Genomic DNA, 19,017 nt, shown 5'->3' with positions numbered 1-19,017 from the left:
GGCGTTGGCGCGAGTATCGTTCTGCATGCTGGCGTGACAGTCGTAAGCGAAAACGCTATTGTCCCGCGTTTTGCCCCGCATTGCGTACGCTGAGCTCCAGCCCCCGCTTCACGCGCGCGATATCCACGCCGCCCGCACCGGGCAGATCGGCGAGCGGCATATAGCGTGCGGGTGTGTGCAGCAAATAGGCCTGTAGCTCGTCGATCACGATGCGGTCCGACGGGTCGTAGCCCATGCTCGTCAGCTCGTCGGTGAGCGCCTCGCGCTCGGTGTACGTGAGTTGATGCCACCAGAACGTCCGGCACGCATGGGCATAAGCGGGATCGGAGAAGAAGCGCCAATGTCCGAGCTCATGGCTCAGGATGGCTGCGCGCACTTCGGTGTCGATCACTTCGCCCGCCGGCCCCTTGCCCGTGCCTGGAATCGTGATGAGGAAATCATGCGGCGACGCGGCGCGCCAGGCCGGTCCTCCCGCGCCCGCCTCCTGCCGGATGAGCCCCCATTGCGTGAGCAGCGTCTGCAACGCGCGCTCGCCTTCGGTGAGGCTCGCGTGCTGCCGCTGCGCCACCTCGAAGAACTGCGCGATCTGCGACGTGCTGAAATTGTTGCCCGCCGTGAGCCCCGCGGGGTCTTCGCCAAAGCGGCGCGCGTTCGCGGCAATGGCGTTCATCGACACCACGCGATCGCGCGGCATATCGCGACGCTCCACGAGCGCCACCACGCGCGAGAACATCGCGCCCTGCGCCGCGAGGCTCGGCGCATGGAGCACGTAGAGGCCGGCCTGGTCCGTGATGGCGTAGAGCCGCAGCGTCGGCCCCAGCGGCAATGCGCCTGCGAGCTGCGCGAGCGGCAAGCGCACCACCGCGGGATGCGGCGCGAACGCATCGGCGAGCTGCGCGCTCAACGTTCCCGTTGGCATCGGTGTGCCCGACGCCCCCGAGGCCCCGAATCCCGGCGTAGCGAAACCGGCGCACCAGCACACGAACGTTGCATATGCAACGTTCAGGACGCCGATGCGTGTGCGCGATAAAGTCCCCGCCGATCCGGACGGCATGCGCGAGTGCGGCACCTGATTCAATCGGTGACGGTCACGATCGTCACGCGGCGGTTTTCCGGCGCCGCAAGATTACGCGTGTTGAGCGGCTCGCTCGAGCCCTTGCCCACGGCGCTCAGGCGCTCCGCCGCGATGCCGTCCTGCTGCGTGAGGTAGTCGACCACGGCTTGGGCGCGCTCCTGCGAAAGCGTCATGTTCGCATCGGCGTTGCCGCGCGGGTCGGCGTGGCCTTCCACGCGAAAGCGGTATGCGGAGAGCTTGTCGGACTGCAGCGCCCGCGCGACCCTGTCGAGCGCGGCGCGCGCCGTGCTCGTGAGGTCCGTGGAGTTCGTGTCGAAGGTAATCAGTATTTGCGCCGATGGGGCTTTTTCAGGCCGCTTCGCCTTCGCCGACATCGCGCCCGGCTGCTGATTCGAGAGCACGAAGCCGCGCGTGAGCACGTCGCCGGTCGACTCGCTCGGCGTGAGCGCGTTGGTGATCGATTGCTCGGTGATGTCCTTCTCCTTCATCACCTGTGCCTGGGCATGGGCCGGGGTCTGAATCGCGCCCGCGATCGCAAAGGCGCAGCAGGCGAGCGCGGCGGGCCACGCACGCCGCAGCCGCGCTTGCGAAACGTTCTTCATGAAAGCCAACATGTCGTCTCTCCGTTGATTGCAATCTTGCCATCGAGCCGCTCCATTGCGGCTCGGGTTGCGGTTCAGGTGCGGCGCAGCGCGATCGCCGTCTGCCAGGGCGCCTGCGCCGCGTCGAGCAGATCCGCGAAATGCGGCCCGTCGAGCAGGCCCGCCGTCACGCGCAGCGTGGCCGGAACCGCATCGGAGCCTTCGCTCCACCACAGGCTTTCCCCTGCTGCCGCGCGCGTGGCAAGGCACTCGCCCAGCGCAACGCCCGGTTCCTCGCCCTCGGCTACGCAAGCATAACGCCAGGGCGTGCCGTCGTGCGGCTCGGACCCGTCGTCGCCATCCAGCACGCACACTTCTTCATCGAAGCGTTCGAGGTCGAACGACGGCGCAAGCGTCGAAAGCGCAAGCTCGGCCGCTGTATCGAACCACGCCTGCGCGCCGCGCAGCCCGCTCGCGAGCCGTTCCGGCGCAACCGGTCGCGCGAGCGTGAACGGAAAATAGCGCCCCACGCGGTCCACGCCCGGCATCAGCACGCCCATCCACGCCTCCCCGCCGCATAGCGCCGCGCCCAGCGCGAAACGCCATATCGGCGCGTTCAGGTAGAGCGGCAACCACTGCGCGCCATAGCGCGCCCGCGCTTCGAGCATGCCCGCCTGGACGCTGCGGTCCCACGGCTCGATGAACGCCGCCGGCAGCCTTCGCGCGACAAAGTCGCCGTGCGTGCGCACCTTGCCGAAAAACCCCGTCTCGCTCATAGATGATCAGGACAACGGAACTGATCGATCATGCCGCGCCGGAACGGATTCGTCACGCTGCTCGCGTCGAGCTCCAGTTGAACATGGCGGCCGTCCGAGACGAAATCGATCTTGAAGCGGTCGGGCTGCCCCATCTGCTGCAATTGCGCCTTGTCCATCAGATGCAGGAGCGCCCACGGGCCGTCGGCGCGCGCCGCATCGCCGCTGCCGGGCGGCGCGAATTCCACGTGCGCCTGCCCCGTGCCCTTGCCGCTCGGCCACTGGAAGCCCATGCCCTCGTTCGCGCCCGGCTTGACGACCCATTGCTGGCCGTCCACGTCGAGCGTGAATTGCGTAATCGACGGATCGATCGCAATGGGCTTCACCGTGAAGCGCACCGAGACATCGCGTCCGCCCGCACGGAACAGCGCGTCGCGTATCTGCGCGGCGCGCTGGAACTGCACGAGCACATCGTCGGGAATGCCAGGCGATTCCGTGCCGGGCCGCCAGCGCCACACAGGCCCCGACATATCGACGAAGTTCTGCAGATTCTTCTGGAAGAAGTCGTCGATCAGGCCGCCCGGCGCAAGCAGACGGCCGAAGTCGTCGGGCGCGGCGTCGCGCGTGGAGCTGCGCACGAGCGGGTAGCGGCCGTCGAGCGCCTGCTTGCACAATTGCCCGACGTTCGCGAGCCAGAGCGCATTGAGGCGCGCGCGCTCGCCGCCCGCCATCAGCGCCGTCGCGCCCGTGGCCACGTCGTTCGCGACCGCCGCGAGCGGCGCGGGCGCGCCTTGCGAGGCGAGCTTGAGCTTGCCGATGGCGTCGCCGGGCGGCGGCGCGAGGCCCTGGCGGCGCGCCGCATCGGCGGCCTGGAGATAGGTGGCCGCGTCCTTGAGCGCCGCGAGCTGCGTGTCGAGCGGCGACGGTCCTTGCCCGCCGGGCTTGCCCACGAGGTCGTGCAGCGGCTGAAAATGCGCATCGACGGGATTGACCTGCGCGGGCGCGCCGCCCACATTGTCCTCGGGCGTATTGCCGAGCGCGCTCTCGAGCTTTTTCTTCATCGCCTCGATCTTGCCGTTGATGAGCGCCCCCGCCTGCGCGCCCACCGAGCCGCCTTCGTTGATGTTGCCGAGCGTGGTCTCCTGCGCCGCCGCCACCATGACCGAGCGCAGCGGCGAATCGGCGTTGCCGAGCGCGTACGCGACGCGCGCGCCCTTGTCCACGCCATCGAACGGGACCACGTCGATGTCGCCGAGCAGCGCGTCCCACTGGCGAATGTATTCGTCGTAGTAGAGCTGCGTCATCGCGGTCTTGAGGTCACTGGCGGCGGCGGGCGTGAGCACCTGCTCGTCGCGGCCCAGCACCCAGTTGTCGCGCGCGACGTCGAGCACCGCCGTATCGCGCAGCGTGAGGAACTGGCGATAGCCCGCGCGCGTGAATGCGCCGGGCACGCCGCGCGTGAGCGGCGCGCCGCTCTTGCGCACCAGCACGAGCGCGGCGTTCTGGCCGCCCGCGCCCGCCACGCTGAAATCGGGCAGATGCTGGGCGTCGAGATCGCGCCGCACGCTATCGAACATGCGTTGCGCGAGCGGCATCTTCGCGAGATTCGTGCGCGCCTGCTGGATCAGGTTCTTGTCGAGCGGCAGCGAGGGGTCGAAGAACGCGGGCTCGAACAGCGCGGCAAGATGGCCGTCGATATCGTTGCGCTGCGCGTCGCTCGCATCGCGCAAGGGGCCGCGCTGCCAGTCGACGTCGGCCCACAGGCGCACTGCATCGGCGTCGTAGTGCGACGGGTCGCCGAGCATCAGGTAGGCGCGCAGGACCTCGTACTGGAACTCGCCGTTATTCGCATCGCCGCGCCGCAACTCCTCTTCCATGCGCCGCACCACGAGCGGCAACAGCGTCTGCCCCAGCAGCCGGCGATAGCTCGCCTGCGCTTCCAGCCCGAGCTTGTCGCCCTGGTAGAGGCCGAGGCGCGAGAGCCACGGCGCGCTCGCGTTGCGCTGCGCGTAGCCGCCAGGCAAGTCGCGCGCGGCATTCAGCAGCGGCAGCAGCGCGAGCGGATTGTCGGTGGGCGGCGTGGCCTGCGCGAGTTGCTTGAGCGCATCGACCTGTTGCACCGCGTGCGCCACGTAGGCTTCGTTGCGCTGATAGCTGATGAAAAACGCACCGAGCGCGAGCAGCGTGACGAGCGCGATCGCGCCGAGCGCAATGCGCTGCAGCCACGCCCGCCGCCGTTCGAGCCGGCGATTGGTGCCCGCAATTCCGGCCTCGTGAAAGATCACGTCGCGCAGGAGCCGCGTGATGAAGTACGCGCGTCCGGCCGAGGCGTCGGGCAGCAAGACCTGCTGCTGAAGGCCGAGCGCCGCGGCCACGGCGCTCATGACCCGGTCGATCGGCCGTCCTTCCTGCGTGCCGCTCGTGAAATAGACGCCGCGCAGCAGCACCGGTTTTTCATAGCGCGACGCGCCGAACGCGTCATTGAGGAATGCCTGCAATACGCCTTCGAGCCCCGCGAACTGCTGCGGAAAACCGTAGACGAGCGCGCGCCGCCGCGTGTCCGTCTCCTGCTGCATGCGATGGAGCACGCGCGCCTGCAGACGCTGCTCCAAAGCATGGAACTGCACGGGAAACTGCGCGAGCATATCGTTAGGGCTGCCAGGATTGGTGGGATCGCCGTCCTCGCCAAACGCGAACGTCACGCCCCAGACCTGCTCGCGCTCGTCGCGGCCCAGATCGTCGAAAAACTCGGCGAAACCGGCCAGCAGATCGCATTTCGTCACCAGCACGTAGACCGGAAAGCGCGTGCCCAGCCGGTCATAAAGCTCCTTCAGCCGCTCGTGCACGGCCGCGGCCTGCAACGCGCGCTGGGTATCGGAAAGCTGCAACAGGTCCTGCGCCGAGACCGCCACGATCACGCCATTGAGCGGCCGGCGTGGCCGGTACTTGCGCAGCAGTTGCAGGAAGCCGCCCCACGCGGCCTGATCGGCGGCCGCGAAGCTGTCCTGCGTGGTGAAGCGGCCCGCCGTGTCGAGCAGCACCGCATCGTCGGTGAACCACCAGTCGCAGTTGCGCGTGCCGCCCACGCCGCCCACGGCCTGATCGCCCAGTTGCGTCGAGAGCGGGAATTTCAGGCCCGAATGCGTGAGCGCCGTGGTCTTGCCGGTGCCGGGGGCGCCCACGAACATGTACCACGGCAACTGATACACGTACTGGCTGCCGAAGCGCCCTTTCACGCGCGACTTGCGCAAAATGGCCATGGCCTCTTCGAAGCGCTTGCGCAGCGCGTTCACGTCGGCGTCCGATTGCTCCTTGCCGGGCGCCGCGTCGTTTGCGCCTTCGGCCACCACGCGCGTGAACTTCACGTTGGCGAGACGCGCACGCAGCCAGCGCACGAACCAGTAGAGCGCCCATAGCAGGAAGAGAATCGCAATCACGATCCAGCGGCTCGTGGCCGATTCGAGCGGCGCATTGCCCGCCCATGCGAACAGCGGCCCTTCGATCCAGACGATCAGCGCGAGCGCGAGCACGCCCAGAAACGACAGCACGATTTTGCGGCGCACCCAGTCAACCAGCTTCTTGATCATGGCGTGGCTCCCGGTGCGAGCACGGCAATATCCACGCGGCGGTTGCGCGCGCGGTTGGCCGCCGTATCGTTCGGCGCGATGGGCTCCGTGTCGCCGCGCCCTTCGGCCGTGAAGCGCGCGGGCGTGCCAGTACGTGCGGCCAGCAGGTCCTTGACGGTCTCGGCGCGCGCTTGCGAGAGATGCCAGTTCGACGGGAAGCGCGCGGAAATCAGGCGTTGATTGTCAGTATGGCCCGTGACCACGACGTTGCCGCGCACGTCCTTCAACGCGTCGCCGATGCGCTGCACGATCGGCAGATACGTCGACGTAAGCTCGGCGCTACCCGAGGCGAACAGGCCATCGCCGTTCACTTCGACGATCGTGCGGTCGGGCTGCTCGGTCACGCGCACGAGGCCCTGGGCGATTTCGGGCGCGAGGAACTGCGCGAGCTTCGGCCCAGCTTTGGGCGCGGCCTCCATCTTCGCGACGAGCACGGGCGGCGGCGCCACGCGCACGCCATGCAGCGCCTGAAATACGGTATCCGATGCATCGTTGAGCCGGAAGCTCAGCACGAGATGCACGACCACCAGCACGACGCACGCCACCGCTGCCGCGACCCATAGCGGCACCAGTTGCAGGAGCGGCTTGCGCTCCACGCTCACGGGCTGCCATTGCGGCGAGAGCTCGCGCTCGACGGCACCGCGCTGCGCGCGGATCATCTGTTCGAGCCGCTCGCGCACCGCGTCGAGTTGCGTGCGTCCGCCGTCGATGAGCCGATAGCGCCCTTCGAAGCCGAGGCCGAGTATCACGTACATCAGTTCGAGCACGTCGACGTTCGCGCCGGGATTCTGCGCGAGCCGCTGGAGGATCAGGAAGAAGCGCTCGCCGCCCGAGGCTTCGTTATGGAAGGTCACGAGCAGGCTGCGGCTCGCCCACGCGCCCGCGCCCCAGGGCGTGCTCGAAATCGACTCGTCGAGGAAGGTGCAAAGACAGTAGCGCGAGGCGCCGAGTTTTTCGTCGTCGTAACCGCTCGCGCGCCCCTGGGTCTCGAATGCGCGCATCATCTGAATCAGTTGCGTGCGCAACTGTTCGAGGTCGGGGTGCGTGGGGAGCTGGCGCAGCGGCAGCGCGAGGTCGATGAGCGGATTGGCCGCGCGCAGCAGCGGGTTCAGGCCGCCCGCGCCAGTTGGAATCGGCGCGACGGACGACGCCGCGGCCACGAACGGCGCGCGCGCGCCGCCCGGCGTCGGGATCAGGATCGTGGCGCCGGGGTCGGCGCTCATGCGTGGGTCGTCGGGTGACACGGTGCACGTCCTCCTCAATCGATGGCGCCGTTGCGCAAGAGGTCGAAGCCTTTAGCGGCGGATCGCCCAGAATTCCATCGCAAGGCCGGGAAATTCGCCCGCGACGTGCAATGCCATGCCAGCCGAGGTCGCGAACTGCTTCCACAGTTCGTTGCCACGGTCGAGCTCGAAATACGTGAAGCCCGCATGGAACGGCAACTGGCGCGGCGCTACGGGCAGCGCGCGCAAGCCGATGCCGGGCAGTTGCAGATTCACGAGGTCGCGGATGCGCTCGATCGGCCCGATCTTCACTTGCGGCGCGAAGCCGGTGAGGATCGCTTCGGCCGGCATCTGCGCGCGCACGGCGAGCACGAAGGTGGCCGCCGCGAACAGGTTCTTGTCGGGCACCAGCGCGACGCGCAGGCCGAACTTGCGCTCTTCGAGCGGGATTGGCACCGCGTGCGGGTCCATGACCATGCTGAGCGCCGCGCGCAAGTCGTCGATCACGGGCGCGAAGCTCTCGCGCAAGCGGTCGTGACGATAGACGGGATACGCGCCCGGACGCTTGTTTTTCTGGCTGAACGTGGCCAGCTCGCCCGCGAGCTGCACCACCATGCGATAGAGCGATTCGGGATGCAGCCCCGCCATCGTGGCGAAGTGCGCTGCGAGCGGCTCCGTGCGGTTGATGAGTTCGAGCAGCAGAAAGTCGGAGATTTCGGCCACGCCCGTGACGCCGGGCTGCACGAGGCGCGCGGCCAGCGCCTCGCCGCGCTGGTGCAGCAGGCCCACGAGATCGTCGGTGAAGGCGCGCAGGCGCGGCGCCACGCGGTAGTCGAGACATGGCGGGCTGTAGTCGGCTTCGAGCACGACGCGATTGTCGGGCTGCCGCTCGATCACGCGCGCCACGCCGAGCGTGGCATAGGCGTTCGCCACGTCGGGCTCCAGCGCGAGACGCACGCGCAGCTTGCCGATCTCCACGAGCGCCGCGCTCGCGTTCGGGTCGTTGCTGTCGGGCACTTCGGCATCGGCGCGGCGGTGGCGCGCGAAGTTTTCTTCGCTATCCTCATTACCCGTTTCGGGCACGCCGGGGCGGCGCACCGGCAGCGCGAGCGTCACGAGCATGCTGCGCGTGCCCTCGGGAATGTCGAGCGGCTCGGGCAGGTCGTCGTCGGCGGGCAAGTTGAAAGGCGTGCCGTCGGGGAAGACGCCCGAGCACGAGAGCAGCGCGAGCTTGCCGAGCTTGAGCAACTGCTCGTCGATCTCGAGCGCGGCGAAGCCGTAGGCATAGGGGCGCAAGCCGCCCGCGCGCGTTTCGAGCTGCGCCTGCAGATAGCGGTCGTGCTGCTGCATATGATGCGGCTGCAGAAACATGCCTTCCGACCAGATGACTTTGCTGTTCCAGGACACGTTGTTCTCGTCGTCGTGTGTATGTCGTGTGTATGAGGAAGCGGCCTTTTCAGGCGGGCCCCGTTTTCGGTTTGAGCTGGGCGGCGTCGCTTGCTGCATTACCCGCTGTGTTGCCCGCCGCGCGGCTCGCTTCGCGTGCGCGCTGCAGCGCATCCACCTGCGCCTCGTAGGCCTCGTTGAAAGCCTTGCCGAAGAGCTTCTGGAAGTCGTCCTGCGCTTCGCGCGCGATGCCTTCGCGCAACTCGACGAAGCGGTCCCAGAGCTTTGCCTTGCGGTTCGAGAGCACGCGGTCGAGCACGCCCTGCTCGCTCAACTGCGCCTCTAGCGTGGCCGGGTCGAAGCGCGCGAGCACGTGTGCGAGCGCCGCGCGCATGCCGACGAGCACGGCCAGCTCGTGCGATTCGATGTCGACGAACGCGCGCGCGACCGCTTCGGCGGGCGGCAGGTAGCCGTGCGCGCGGCCGGTGAGCATTTGCGCGAGCGCGCTGTCCACGTCGGGGAAGAACTTGAGCGGGTTGTTGTCGCGCTCGACGATCAGCGTGGTGTCGAGCCGCGCCTCGCGCTTGGTCATCGAGCGCGCGCGCAGCACCGCCATGGTCCCGCGCAGCGAATCGCGCAGCATCGCGCCGACGAGCCGCGCGACGTCCGTAGCGGGGAGGTTCGGGGCGCGGGTGGGGTCGAGTCCCAGGCCTTCGAGTAGCGCCGTGAGCACGGCCTGATCGTTAGGGGAAACGGGTGTGGCGGGTGCGGGCGTTGGCGCGGGTGTGGCCGGTGCGGGCGCGGGTGCCTGCACGGCCGCTCGTGCGGTTGGTTGCTGCTGCGGCGGCGCTTCTTCGACCTTCGCTTGTGCGGGCGGTGGCGCCTCAGGCGGTGGCGACACAGCGGGCGCAAAAATTTGCGTCACAGAAGGCAGCATCTGCTGCGGCTGCGCTTGCGGCGCGAAGGAAGGTGATGACTCAGGTGCCACCGGCGCAAAGAGATCGTCGAAGGGCGACGCGCCATGCGGTTCAGCGTCGCCCAACAAGCTCGCGGGCAAACCCGTCGGCCCACCAGCGCCAAGACCGAGCGGATCGGCCGCGCCCGGCATGGCCGCAAAGGATGGCGAAGATGCGGGCATCGGCGGCTGCACGAGCGGCGACATCGGCGTCATCGCGGGCGGCACATGAGGGGAAAAAGCGCCGGGCGTCGCCACGCCGGGCGTCGCTACGCCGGGCGTCGCCACGCCGGGCGTCGCTACGCCGGGCGTCGCCACGCCGGGCGTCGCTACGCCGGGCGTCGCCACGCCGGGCGTCGCTACGCCGGGCGTCGCTACGCCAGGCACCGACGCCCCCGCGCCGCCCGATTCCCACTGCGCGAGCGCATCGGCCAACGGATCGTAATCGGCGGGAATGCCGCCCGGAGCAGACTGAGAAGCCGGCGTCAGCGCAGGCGGCGCAAGCGCCTGCCACTCGGGCGCCACATGGTCGCTCTCCGATCCCGCATAACCGTGCCGCGCCACCACGCGCTCGCCGGCGCCCAGGCACGCCTCGCCCAGCGCATCGAGCGCGCCCGCGCCCACGCCACCCACGAGACCGCTTCCACCCGGCGCGAACGGATCGGCGGGCAGCGCCGCGCCATCCGCTTGCGGCGCGCCGCGCAGCACGTCCACACCGGCGAGCGGATCGTGCCCGAACGGCCTCGCCTCGTCCTGCGCCGCGCCCTCGGCCAGCGCCACTTCCAGCAGATACGCGCCAATCATCAGTTGATCGCCATGCGCGAGCCGCGCCTCGCGCGTGCCGCCCAGCGCGCGCTGGTTCAGCACGCTCGGATTCGCACCGAGATCGCACAGCAGGTACTCGCCGCCACGGCACTCCACGCGCGCATGCACGCGCGAAATCGCGCGCTGCTGGTCCGGCAGCACCAGCGTGCAAGTGGTCGCGCGGCCAATCGTGCCGCCGTCCGGACCAAAGCGCACGGCGATCGGTTCGGCGAGCGGCTCGTCGTTGTACTTCGCCACGCGCAGCGTGAGGATCGGATTGGTCAATTGCATTGCAGTACCCGGTTCTGCCCTGTCATTCCATCAGGATTCCAGATCAAATCGCTTCATGATTCGATCTTCTTCGTGCCATCGTCCGCGTCCTTGGGGTCGGTGGGCGCCGTGGGCGACGAGCCGTCGCCCGATCCCGCGGAGCCGCCCGAATTGAGCTGGATCGGCATGCCCGAGACCGCGACCGAGCTCGGACCGATCACCACGAACGCGCCGCCCGCCTTCAAGGTGATGCTCATGCCCGCCTCGATCACCACGTTCATGCCCGCCTTGATATGAATGTTCTGGCCCGCGTCGATGGCGTAATCCGTGCCCACTTTCTCCTGCAGCTTCTCGCCCACCGTGAGCGAGGCCGTGCCGTCCACCTTGGCGTTCTGCGCGCCGCTCACGTGGTCGTGCCGGTCGCCGCTCACCTGCATGTACTCGTTGGCCGTGACCTTCAGGTGACGGTCGTTGCCGACGTTCATCAGCGCGTCGTTGATGACCCACGTTTCGTGGTCCTTCTGCGCGTGAAAGAACAATTGCTCGCCGCCGGCCTTGTCGAGAAAGCGCACCTCGTTGTTGCCCGACGCGTTGGGCGTGGAGTTGCTCTTGATCGTAGCGAAGGCCGAATTGGCGGGCAACGTATACGGCGGCATCAGGCTCGCGTTGTAGACGCTGCCCGTCACGAGCGGATGGTCGGGGTCGCCCTCGATGAATTCGACGATCACCTCCTGCCCCACGCGCGGCAGGAAGAACATGCCCCAGGTCTTGCCCGCCCAGCCCTGGGCCACGCGCGCCCAGCAGCGGTTCGTGACCTGGCTGTCCTCGTTTTCGAAGAGCTGCTCCCAGTGAAACTGCACCTTGATGCGGCCGTATTCGTCGGTGAAGATTTCCGAGCCGCTGTCGCCCACCACCACGGCCGTCTGCAAGCCGCCCACCACGGCGCGCGGCGTCAGCCGCTCGGCGCGGAACTGGTTGTCCTTGCGCAGCGCCGTGAATGCGCAGTCGAAGAACGGCAATTTGCTTTGCCCCGGCGACGTCCGGTTAGACACATAGGTATCCGAATTGATCTCGTAGACCGCGCGCACCACCAGATAGCCGTCGTTGCAGCTATCGACGGGATGCTCGCTCATCTGCAGCAAGCCGCCCGGCCAGACGCCGCGCATCGTGCTGCGGCCTTCGATGCTGTCGTTGCGCGCCTGGCGGATTTCCACGCCCACGCGCGCGTAGCGGTCGCCGTCGGTGGGATCGGTATGGCCCGTCAGGTGCTCCTGCATCGTGTAGCTCGGCGCGTCGTAGGTCTGCGTGCGCGTGGCGCGCGAACGCAGACCGCCCTGCAGGCTCGACGAGGGCTTTTCGAAGTCGTAGTCGTTCGTCTCGTAGTAGCCGGTCTGCAGCTCGCCGCCCGCAAACCACTCGTAGACGCATTCCATCTCCTCGCGCGCGGCCGCATCGCGGTCGCGGTACGGCACGTTGCGGTAGTCGGGGATCGGGCCGTGCACGTCGCCCGCATCGGCGAGCACCATCGTTTCGCGGCCCCGCGCGTGCTCGAAATAGTAGTAAATGCCCTCGTGCTCCATGAGCCGGCTCACGAAGTCGAAATCGCTCTCGCGGTACTGCGCGCAGTGCTCGCGCTTCGAGTAGGTTGCCGTGCAGCGGTTCGTCACGTCCACGTTGTAGTCGTTGAGCACGCTCATCACGATCTCAGGCACCGTCTTCTCGTAGTAGAAGCGGCAATGCGAGCCGCGCGTGAGCAGCCACAGGCGCGGGCGCACGATGGCCTGATAGCCCGCCATGCTGCCGTACTGCTGGTTGCCCGGCGAAGTCATGCGAAACACCGTCACGATGCCGTTGAACTGCCGCTCGCCGCCCGCGGGCAGCGTGAGCGCGATCGACAGGTCCTGGCCCAGCACCTGCGCGGGCGTGACGCTGTTCTGCTCGCACAGCAGGTCCACGCGGTACTCGGAGAGGCGCCCCAGTTCGTCGCTGCCGGTCATGCGCAGGAACAGCAGGCTCGCCGTGGTTCCCTTGCAGCTCACCGTTACGTGGCGGTTGGTATCTTGCGAGGTCATGTCAGGGAATCATCGTGTTGACCGTGGCCGGGTTCACGATCGTCACCACGCCGCCCCAGTTGCACATGCACTTCGAGACATTGTCTAGCGACGGCTGGTTGCCGAGCAGCACCGTGGGCGCGCCCGCCACCCAGGGCGAGAAGGTCGCGGGAATGCAGGGCATGGGCGTGAGCACGCCCATGGCCGCCGCCGTGGCCGCGGCTACCTGGGGATTGGCCGGCGACGAGCACACGCCGAACGGCATGATGTTGACCATGGGCACGTGGTCCATGATGTTCGCGGCGGGCGGCCCTTCGCCCATCACCTGATTGACGGGCAGCACCACGAGGCTCGACGGCGCGGCGCCGAACGAGCATTGCAGCGTGGCCCCCATGCTGACCTGTTGAGGCATGGTCTTTCTCCCCTGTGCGCTTTTGCATGCGATTCCTGGTCAACCCGCAATCAACCCAAAGACGCTCAGTCGAACGTATAAACAAACTCGCCGTCGCGCGCGCCCACCTGCACTTTCGTCACGCTGCCGCCGTTCATCATGCGCGTGAGGAACTCCGTGGAGACGCGCGGCAGCAAGGTGTTGGTCAGGATCGCGTCGATCATCCGTCCGCCGCTTTCGAGCTCCGTGCAGCGGCTCGCGATCAGCTTGACCACCTCGTCGTCGTAAAGGAACGGCACCTTGTGCGAGACGCGCAGCCGCTTCTCGATGCGCGAGAGCTGCAGGCGGATGATCGCGCCCAGCATCTCGTCCGAGAGCGGGTAATACGGAATCGTCACCACACGCCCGAGCAATGCGGGCGGAAACACCTTGAGCAAGGGCTCGCGCAACGCCTTCGCGATGCCTTCCGGATCGGGCATCAGTTCGGGGTCCTTGCAAAGATTCGTGATGAGGTCGGTGCCCGCGTTGGTCGTCAGCAGGATCAGCGTGTTCTTGAAGTCGATCACGCGGCCTTCGCCGTCCTCCATCCAGCCCTTGTCGAATACCTGGAAGAAGATCTCGTGCACGTCGGGGTGCGCCTTCTCCACCTCGTCGAGCAGCACCACGCTATAGGGACGCCGCCGCACGGCCTCGGTGAGCACGCCGCCCTCGCCGTAGCCCACATAGCCCGGCGGCGCGCCCTTGAGCGAGGACACGGTGTGCGCCTCCTGATACTCGCTCATGTTGATCGTGATGACGTTCTGCTCGCCGCCGTAGAGCACTTCGGCGAGCGCGAGCGCGGTCTCGGTCTTGCCCACGCCCGAGGTGCCCGCGAGCATGAACACGCCGATCGGCTTGTTCGGATTGTCGAGGCCCGCGCGCGAGGTCTGGATGCGCCGCGCGATCATCTCGGTGGCATGGCCCTGGCCGATGATGCGCCGGTTCAGATTCTCGGCGAGCTTGAGGACGTTCTCGATCTCGTTGCGCACCATGCGGCCCACGGGGATGCCGGTCCAGTCCTGCACGACCGAGGCCACGGCCTGGCGGTCCACGGTGGGCAGGATCAGCGGCTCCTCGCCCTGATGGCTCGCGAGCTGCGCCTGCAAGTCGCGCAGCTCGGCGCGCAGCGCCTCGGGATCGAAGGAGGGCACGCCTTCCGCGCCACTCTTGCCATCGGCGGCGGGTGCCGCGCCCTCGCCCGGCGCAGCCGCGCCGCCTTCCACCTTGCCCGTGCGCTCGCGAAGTTGCGCGCGCAACGAAAGAATGCGCTCGACCAGGCCCTTCTCGGTCTCCCAGCGCGCTTCGAGTTGCGCGAGCCGTTCGCGCTCCACCGCGAGCTTTTCGCTGGCTGCCGCTTCGCGCTCGCGCGTCTCGATGCCCACCGCCGTCTCGCGGCCGATGATCTCGAGCTCCGTTTCGAGCGCGGCAATACGCTTGCGCGCATCGTCCACCGAAGGCGGCGTGGCGTGCTGGCTCACAGCTACGCGCGCGCATGCCGTGTCGAGCAGGCTCACCGACTTGTCGGGGAGCTGGCGCGCCGGAATGTAGCGGTGCGAAAGCCGCACCGCGGCCTCCAGCGCTTCGTCGAGCACCTGCACCTTGTGGTGCTGCTCCATCGTCGAGGCGACGCCGCGCATCATGCGGATGGCCTTCTCTTCGTCGGGCTCGCCCACCTGCACCACCTGGAAGCGCCGCGTGAGCGCGGGGTCCTTCTCGATGTGCTTCTTGTACTCGGCCCAGGTCGTGGCCGCCACGGTGCGCAGCGTGCCGCGCGCGAGCGCGGGCTTGAGCAGGTTGGCGGCGTCGCCGGTGCCCGCCGCGCCGCCCGCGCCCACCAGCGTATGCGCTTCGTCGATGAACAGAATCACCGGCTTTTCGGAGGCCTGAACTTCTTCGATCACCTGGCGCAGCCGGTTCTCGAACTCACCCTTCATGCTCGCACCGGCCTGCAGCAGGCCCACGTCGAGCGTGCGCAGCTCGACGTCGCGCAGCGAGGGCGGCACGTCGCCCGCGACGATGCGCTGCGCGAAGCCCTCCACTACGGCCGTCTTGCCCACGCCGGCCTCGCCCGTGAGGATCGGGTTGTTCTGGCGCCGCCGCATGAGGATGTCCACCACCTGGCGGATTTCCTCGTCGCGGCCCACGATGGGATCGAGCTTGCCGCTGCGCGCCTCTCCGGTGAGATCGGTGGTGAAGCGGCGCAGCGCCTCCTGCTTGCCCATCGCCGCGGGCGCCATGCCGGCGGCGTCGGGTCCGGCGCCCGCTTCGGCACCGGCGTACGCGTTGAAGCCGTCGCTCGCGCCCATCGCCGCTTCGGGCGAATCGCGCAGCAGGCGGTCGAACTCTTCGCAGAGCGCGTCGAGCTTGATCTGCTCGAATTGCCGCGAGATGCCATAGAGCGTGTTGCGTAGCGTTGGGGTCTTCAGGAGTCCGACGATCAGATGGCCGGTGCGGACCTGCGATTCGCCGAACATCAGCGAGCCGAACACCCAGCCGCGCTCGACGGCTTCCTCGACCTGCGAGGAAATATCCGTGACCGACGAAGCGCCGCGCGGCAACCGGTCGAGCGCCGCCGTGAGATCGCCCGCGAGCCGCGCGGGATCGATGCCATAGTGACGCACGAGCCGGTGGAGGTCCGAGTCCTGCAACTGCAGGATCTGATGGAACCAGTGCACGAGCTCGATATAGGGGTTGCCACGCAAACGGCAAAACATGTTCGCGCTTTCGAGCGCGCGAAAGCCAAGCTGGTTGAGCTTGCCAAAGAGCGCTGCACGCTTGATTTCGGCCATGTCCTCATTCTCCCGGTTGAATGTCGAGCGCCGCGTGCGCTACAGCGCCTGGCGCGTCTTCCCGTGCCGGCTCGCGCGTGCGCGCCTGCGTTCTTGCGTCGATTCCTTCGTCCGTCGCTTCATGCGCCGGGCTATGTTCCTTGCGCGAATTGGCCTGAACCGCGGCGCCGCTCGCGGGATTGAGCTTCAGTTGCCGCTGGTCGCCCTGCGCCGCGCCGCTGAGCACCCAGCTCGTGAGCCCGAGCCGCGCGTGGCGGCCGAGCTTCAGGCGCGGCACGTCGGCCTCGCGCAGTTGCAGGTTCACGTCCCAGTCGAGCCCATCACGCACGTAGTTACGCACCCAGTCGACGAGCCGCTTGAGGCTCTCGCCGCCGGGCAGGAAGCGTTCGTAGTCGGCCAGCGAAAGCGGCCCGATCACGACGCGGAACTTGTGCTGGCAATCCCATACGCGCGCGCCCAGCAGCGTGGAAACACCGAGCGCCGACGAGCCGTCGCGCAGCCCCATGCGCGTGCGCGTCTCGGCCGGCAGCGGCATCCAGTGGCCCACCCATTGCTCGATCGACACGGGCAGCCGGAAAAAACGTGTGAGGATGAGCGCGAGCCCCGCGGCCGAGCGCGTGGGCGCGCCGAGCAGCCCCGCGAAATGGAGCTTCGCGAAATCGGGCACGGCGTCGCGCTCGCGCAGTGAAGTCTCGCCCATGCCGAACGTTGCGCCCACATACATCGCGAAGCGGTCACGCCCTGGCCGTTCGAGACTCACCGCGGGCTGCGCGTTGGCCCATGCCCGATAGAACAGGCTCACCATACGGTGCTGGAACACGTCGAGAAAGCGCGCGAACGTGGGGTCGTCGGCGTTGCGCTCGCGGTCGCGGATATATTCGGTCAGATGCGTGGGCAGCGCGCCGTGAGGACCGAGCAGGCCGAAGAAGTTCACGGCAAGGCGTGGCGCCATGCCCCCCTCACCATGACCATGTTGTGAAAACGCGGCCAGCGTCGTGGGATGGAACACGAGCTCGGGGCGCTGCGTGAAGCGCACGGCGTCGTCGCGCGGACGCAGCGACTCGCCCACGCGCGGCCGCTCGGGCCATGCGTTTTCGATCAGGCGCACCGCCTGGAAGAAGTCGAAGCGCCAGGCCTCGTCTTCGAGCAGCCGCAGCACGGTCACAGTGTCCAGCATTGTCCCGCCCTCGCCGGCCAGCGCATGATCTCGCCGCGCGCCGTCGTGCGCACCACGGTCTCGGTGAACGAATTCATCGAGACGTACAGGGAAAAATAACGCGCGAGCACCGCGCCCAGCACGAAGGCGCCCGAACCTTCGAAGGCCGTTTCGTCGAGCGTCACGCTCACCTGCTGGCCGCGTCCGAACACGATCGGTCCCGGCACGGGCAGCCGCCGCGTGATGGGCTTCGCCTCGATCGAGCGCACGCCTTCGATCTGGCGCTGCGCGGCGGGATCGTCGACGGGGCAATAGAGGCTCAGCAGATCGCGCAACGCCCGTGCGCCCGTCGAGGCGTCCGAGTCGAGCAGCGATCCGTAGTTCAACGAAAGATGGCTCAGCAGCCGCCAGGCCACCGCGCCGTGCGCGAACGACGGCAAGGGCCGGCTCGGCCCGCTCACGCAGCGCACGCTTTCCACCGGCGCTTCCACGCCCAGCGTGAAATCGGACGCACCCGTGCCCGTCGAAAGCATGAGCGGCAAATCGCGGTTGGTGCAGAGCACCTTGAGGCCGAGCTGGCGCAGATCGGCGCGATACGGGGCGTTGGCCGCATCGACGAGTGCGATGAACGTCTCGCTGCCCAGGTAGCTCGTGCGCTGGCCGCGCTCGCGTCCGCGCGAGGACTGCAACCGCCGCTCGCGGCGCACCTGGTAATACGCGCTCGCCTGCTCGCCCGCCGCGAGGTCGCGCGCATGATAGAACGCCTCGAAGCGCTGCTCCTCGTTCGACCCCGCACCGTAGCCCGTCACTTCCTCGATGCGGTAGATCTCGAAGTCGAGCGGCCGTGTGCGGTCCGCAATCACCTGATACTCGAATTGCGCGGAATCGAAGGCGATGCGGTCGGCGCGGCGCGCAAACAGATTGATCGCGGGCGTGCAATGGAGCGCGAAGTGGCTGGCGTCGAGCGTCTGCTCGAGCAGCGGGTCCGCGCGGTCGAGCAGCACGATCACTTCCACCTCGTTTTCGGCGCACGCGCGCAGCGCGCCCTGCAAGCCGTCGATGGCGACGAAGAGAAAGCGCTGCGGGAACGCGAAATATTCCTGCAGCAGACGAAAGCCCTGAAACGACTGGCGGCTCACCGGCAAGAGCGCTTCGTCGTCGTCGAAGCCGATGGGCTTGACCGCCGTCTTCGGCAGCAGCCGGTGCCATGTCGCGGGCCGCGCGACCGGCAGCACCGCCACGCCCACGGCCGAAGCGAGCAGCCGCTCGTAAAGCCGTGCGGGCAGCGAGTCCGCGCCGCGCAGATAGAGCGTGAGCGTATCGAGCGCGAGCTGGCTGAACTTCACGCCGCCCGTGGTGCGCAAACGCAGGCGCACACCGGCCTTCACGCCGGGCGGCAGCGCCATGTCCACGCCGCCGAGCGCGCCCGTGTGCGTGAAAAACCGGGCCTCCGAAATTTCGATGGGCCAGAGCGTGAGCGCATGCGCGGTGCGGTATTCGCAGCGCGTCGAGCCGTTCTTGTCGAGCACCGCATGCAGCGCGCTGCCGCGCGGCACGTTCACGCCGGCCGCGAGTGCGGGATGCGCGAGATCGGGCTGCATGCGCACGACGGCCATCGAGGGCGTGGGCGCGAGGTAATGCGGATAGACGAGTTCCGTGAGGTGCTGCGTGAAGCGCGGAAACTCGGCGTCGATCTTCAACTGCACGCGCGCCGCGAGAAAGCTGAAGCCTTCGAGCAGGCGCTCGACATAGGGGTCGGCGCAATCGAGCCCTTCGAGACCGAGCCGCGCCGCCACTTTCGGAAATTCGCGCGCGAATTCGCTGCCCATCTCGCGCAGATGGGAGAGTTCCTGGTTGTAGTAGCGGATCAGGTCGGGGTTCATCGTCGCTTCATGGTCGCTTCATCATCGCTGCCG

Annotated in this window: 12 protein-coding genes; all 12 read right to left on the bottom strand. The window is 68.0% G+C overall.

Annotation, left to right across the window (positions count from 1 at the left end):
* Positions 1 to 55: 55 nt before the first annotated feature.
* On the bottom strand, positions 56 to 919 hold the full coding sequence (locus tag U5775_RS18350; RefSeq protein ID WP_322059509.1) for a hypothetical protein: 864 nt from the start codon (positions 917 to 919) through the stop codon (positions 56 to 58).
* A gap of 155 nt (positions 920 to 1,074) precedes the next feature.
* Positions 1,075 to 1,689: an OmpA family protein gene (locus tag U5775_RS18345; RefSeq protein ID WP_322059508.1), complete on the bottom strand. Its 615-nt coding sequence runs from the start codon at positions 1,687 to 1,689 to the stop codon at positions 1,075 to 1,077.
* Between the two features lie 62 nt (positions 1,690 to 1,751).
* Entirely contained in the window at positions 1,752 to 2,432 is a 681-nt protein-coding gene (tagF, locus tag U5775_RS18340; protein WP_322059507.1) for a type VI secretion system-associated protein TagF, read from the bottom strand.
* Positions 2,429 to 5,998 (bottom strand): type VI secretion system membrane subunit TssM, encoded by a 3,570-nt coding sequence (tssM, locus tag U5775_RS18335; RefSeq protein WP_322059506.1) that lies wholly within the window; start codon positions 5,996 to 5,998, stop codon positions 2,429 to 2,431. The genes tagF and tssM overlap by 4 nt, the downstream gene beginning before the upstream one ends.
* Positions 5,995 to 7,281: a type VI secretion system protein TssL, long form gene (tssL, locus tag U5775_RS18330; protein ID WP_322059505.1), complete on the bottom strand. Its 1,287-nt coding sequence runs from the start codon at positions 7,279 to 7,281 to the stop codon at positions 5,995 to 5,997. Before tssL ends, tssM begins: the two co-directional genes overlap by 4 nt.
* Positions 7,282 to 7,332: 51 nt before the next feature.
* Positions 7,333 to 8,667 carry a type VI secretion system baseplate subunit TssK gene (tssK, locus tag U5775_RS18325; RefSeq protein ID WP_322059504.1) on the bottom strand — a complete coding sequence of 445 codons (1,335 nt, stop codon included), beginning with the start codon at positions 8,665 to 8,667 and terminating at the stop codon, positions 7,333 to 7,335.
* A gap of 49 nt (positions 8,668 to 8,716) precedes the next feature.
* Positions 8,717 to 10,696 (bottom strand): type VI secretion system-associated FHA domain protein TagH, encoded by a 1,980-nt coding sequence (tagH, locus tag U5775_RS18320; RefSeq protein WP_322059503.1) that lies wholly within the window; start codon positions 10,694 to 10,696, stop codon positions 8,717 to 8,719.
* A gap of 53 nt (positions 10,697 to 10,749) precedes the next feature.
* Complete coding sequence (locus U5775_RS18315; protein WP_322059502.1) at positions 10,750 to 12,747, bottom strand: type VI secretion system Vgr family protein; 1,998 nt, start codon at positions 12,745 to 12,747, stop codon at positions 10,750 to 10,752.
* Position 12,748: 1 nt separating this feature from the next.
* The gene (locus U5775_RS18310; protein ID WP_322059501.1) at positions 12,749 to 13,138 is read right to left on the bottom strand and encodes a DUF4280 domain-containing protein; all 390 of its coding nucleotides are present in this window, start codon (positions 13,136 to 13,138) and stop codon (positions 12,749 to 12,751) included.
* A gap of 65 nt (positions 13,139 to 13,203) precedes the next feature.
* Positions 13,204 to 15,945, bottom strand: coding sequence for a type VI secretion system ATPase TssH (tssH, locus tag U5775_RS18305; protein ID WP_322059500.1), 2,742 nt, complete (start codon positions 15,943 to 15,945; stop codon positions 13,204 to 13,206).
* A gap of 4 nt (positions 15,946 to 15,949) precedes the next feature.
* Positions 15,950 to 17,122, bottom strand: coding sequence for a type VI secretion system baseplate subunit TssG (tssG, locus tag U5775_RS18300; RefSeq protein ID WP_322059499.1), 1,173 nt, complete (start codon positions 17,120 to 17,122; stop codon positions 15,950 to 15,952).
* Positions 17,107 to 18,984, bottom strand: coding sequence for a type VI secretion system baseplate subunit TssF (gene tssF, locus U5775_RS18295; RefSeq protein ID WP_322059498.1), 1,878 nt, complete (start codon positions 18,982 to 18,984; stop codon positions 17,107 to 17,109). The genes tssG and tssF overlap by 16 nt, the downstream gene beginning before the upstream one ends.
* Positions 18,985 to 19,017: the final 33 nt, after the last annotated feature.

Source organism: Paraburkholderia sp. J63 (assembly GCF_905220245.1).
Classification (GTDB): Bacteria; Pseudomonadota; Gammaproteobacteria; order Burkholderiales; family Burkholderiaceae; genus Paraburkholderia.
Note: the sequence above shows the minus strand (reverse complement) of the source record. Positions and strands in the feature narration are given on the sequence as shown.

Bases quoted from the DNA above. Each gene is read 5' to 3' on its own strand.
- U5775_RS18350 (WP_322059509.1), bottom strand. From the start codon at position 919: ATGCCAACGGGAACGTTGAGCGCGCAGCTCGCCGATGCGTTCGCGCCG.
- U5775_RS18345 (WP_322059508.1), bottom strand. From the start codon at position 1,689: ATGTTGGCTTTCATGAAGAACGTTTCGCAAGCGCGGCTGCGGCGTGCG.
- tagF (WP_322059507.1), bottom strand. From the start codon at position 2,432: ATGAGCGAGACGGGGTTTTTCGGCAAGGTGCGCACGCACGGCGACTTT.
- tssM (WP_322059506.1), bottom strand. From the start codon at position 5,998: ATGATCAAGAAGCTGGTTGACTGGGTGCGCCGCAAAATCGTGCTGTCG.
- tagH (WP_322059503.1), bottom strand. From the start codon at position 10,696: ATGCAATTGACCAATCCGATCCTCACGCTGCGCGTGGCGAAGTACAAC.
- U5775_RS18315 (WP_322059502.1), bottom strand. From the start codon at position 12,747: ATGACCTCGCAAGATACCAACCGCCACGTAACGGTGAGCTGCAAGGGA.
- U5775_RS18310 (WP_322059501.1), bottom strand. From the start codon at position 13,138: ATGCCTCAACAGGTCAGCATGGGGGCCACGCTGCAATGCTCGTTCGGC.
- tssH (WP_322059500.1), bottom strand. From the start codon at position 15,945: ATGGCCGAAATCAAGCGTGCAGCGCTCTTTGGCAAGCTCAACCAGCTT.
- tssG (WP_322059499.1), bottom strand. From the start codon at position 17,122: ATGCTGGACACTGTGACCGTGCTGCGGCTGCTCGAAGACGAGGCCTGG.
- tssF (WP_322059498.1), bottom strand. From the start codon at position 18,984: ATGAACCCCGACCTGATCCGCTACTACAACCAGGAACTCTCCCATCTG.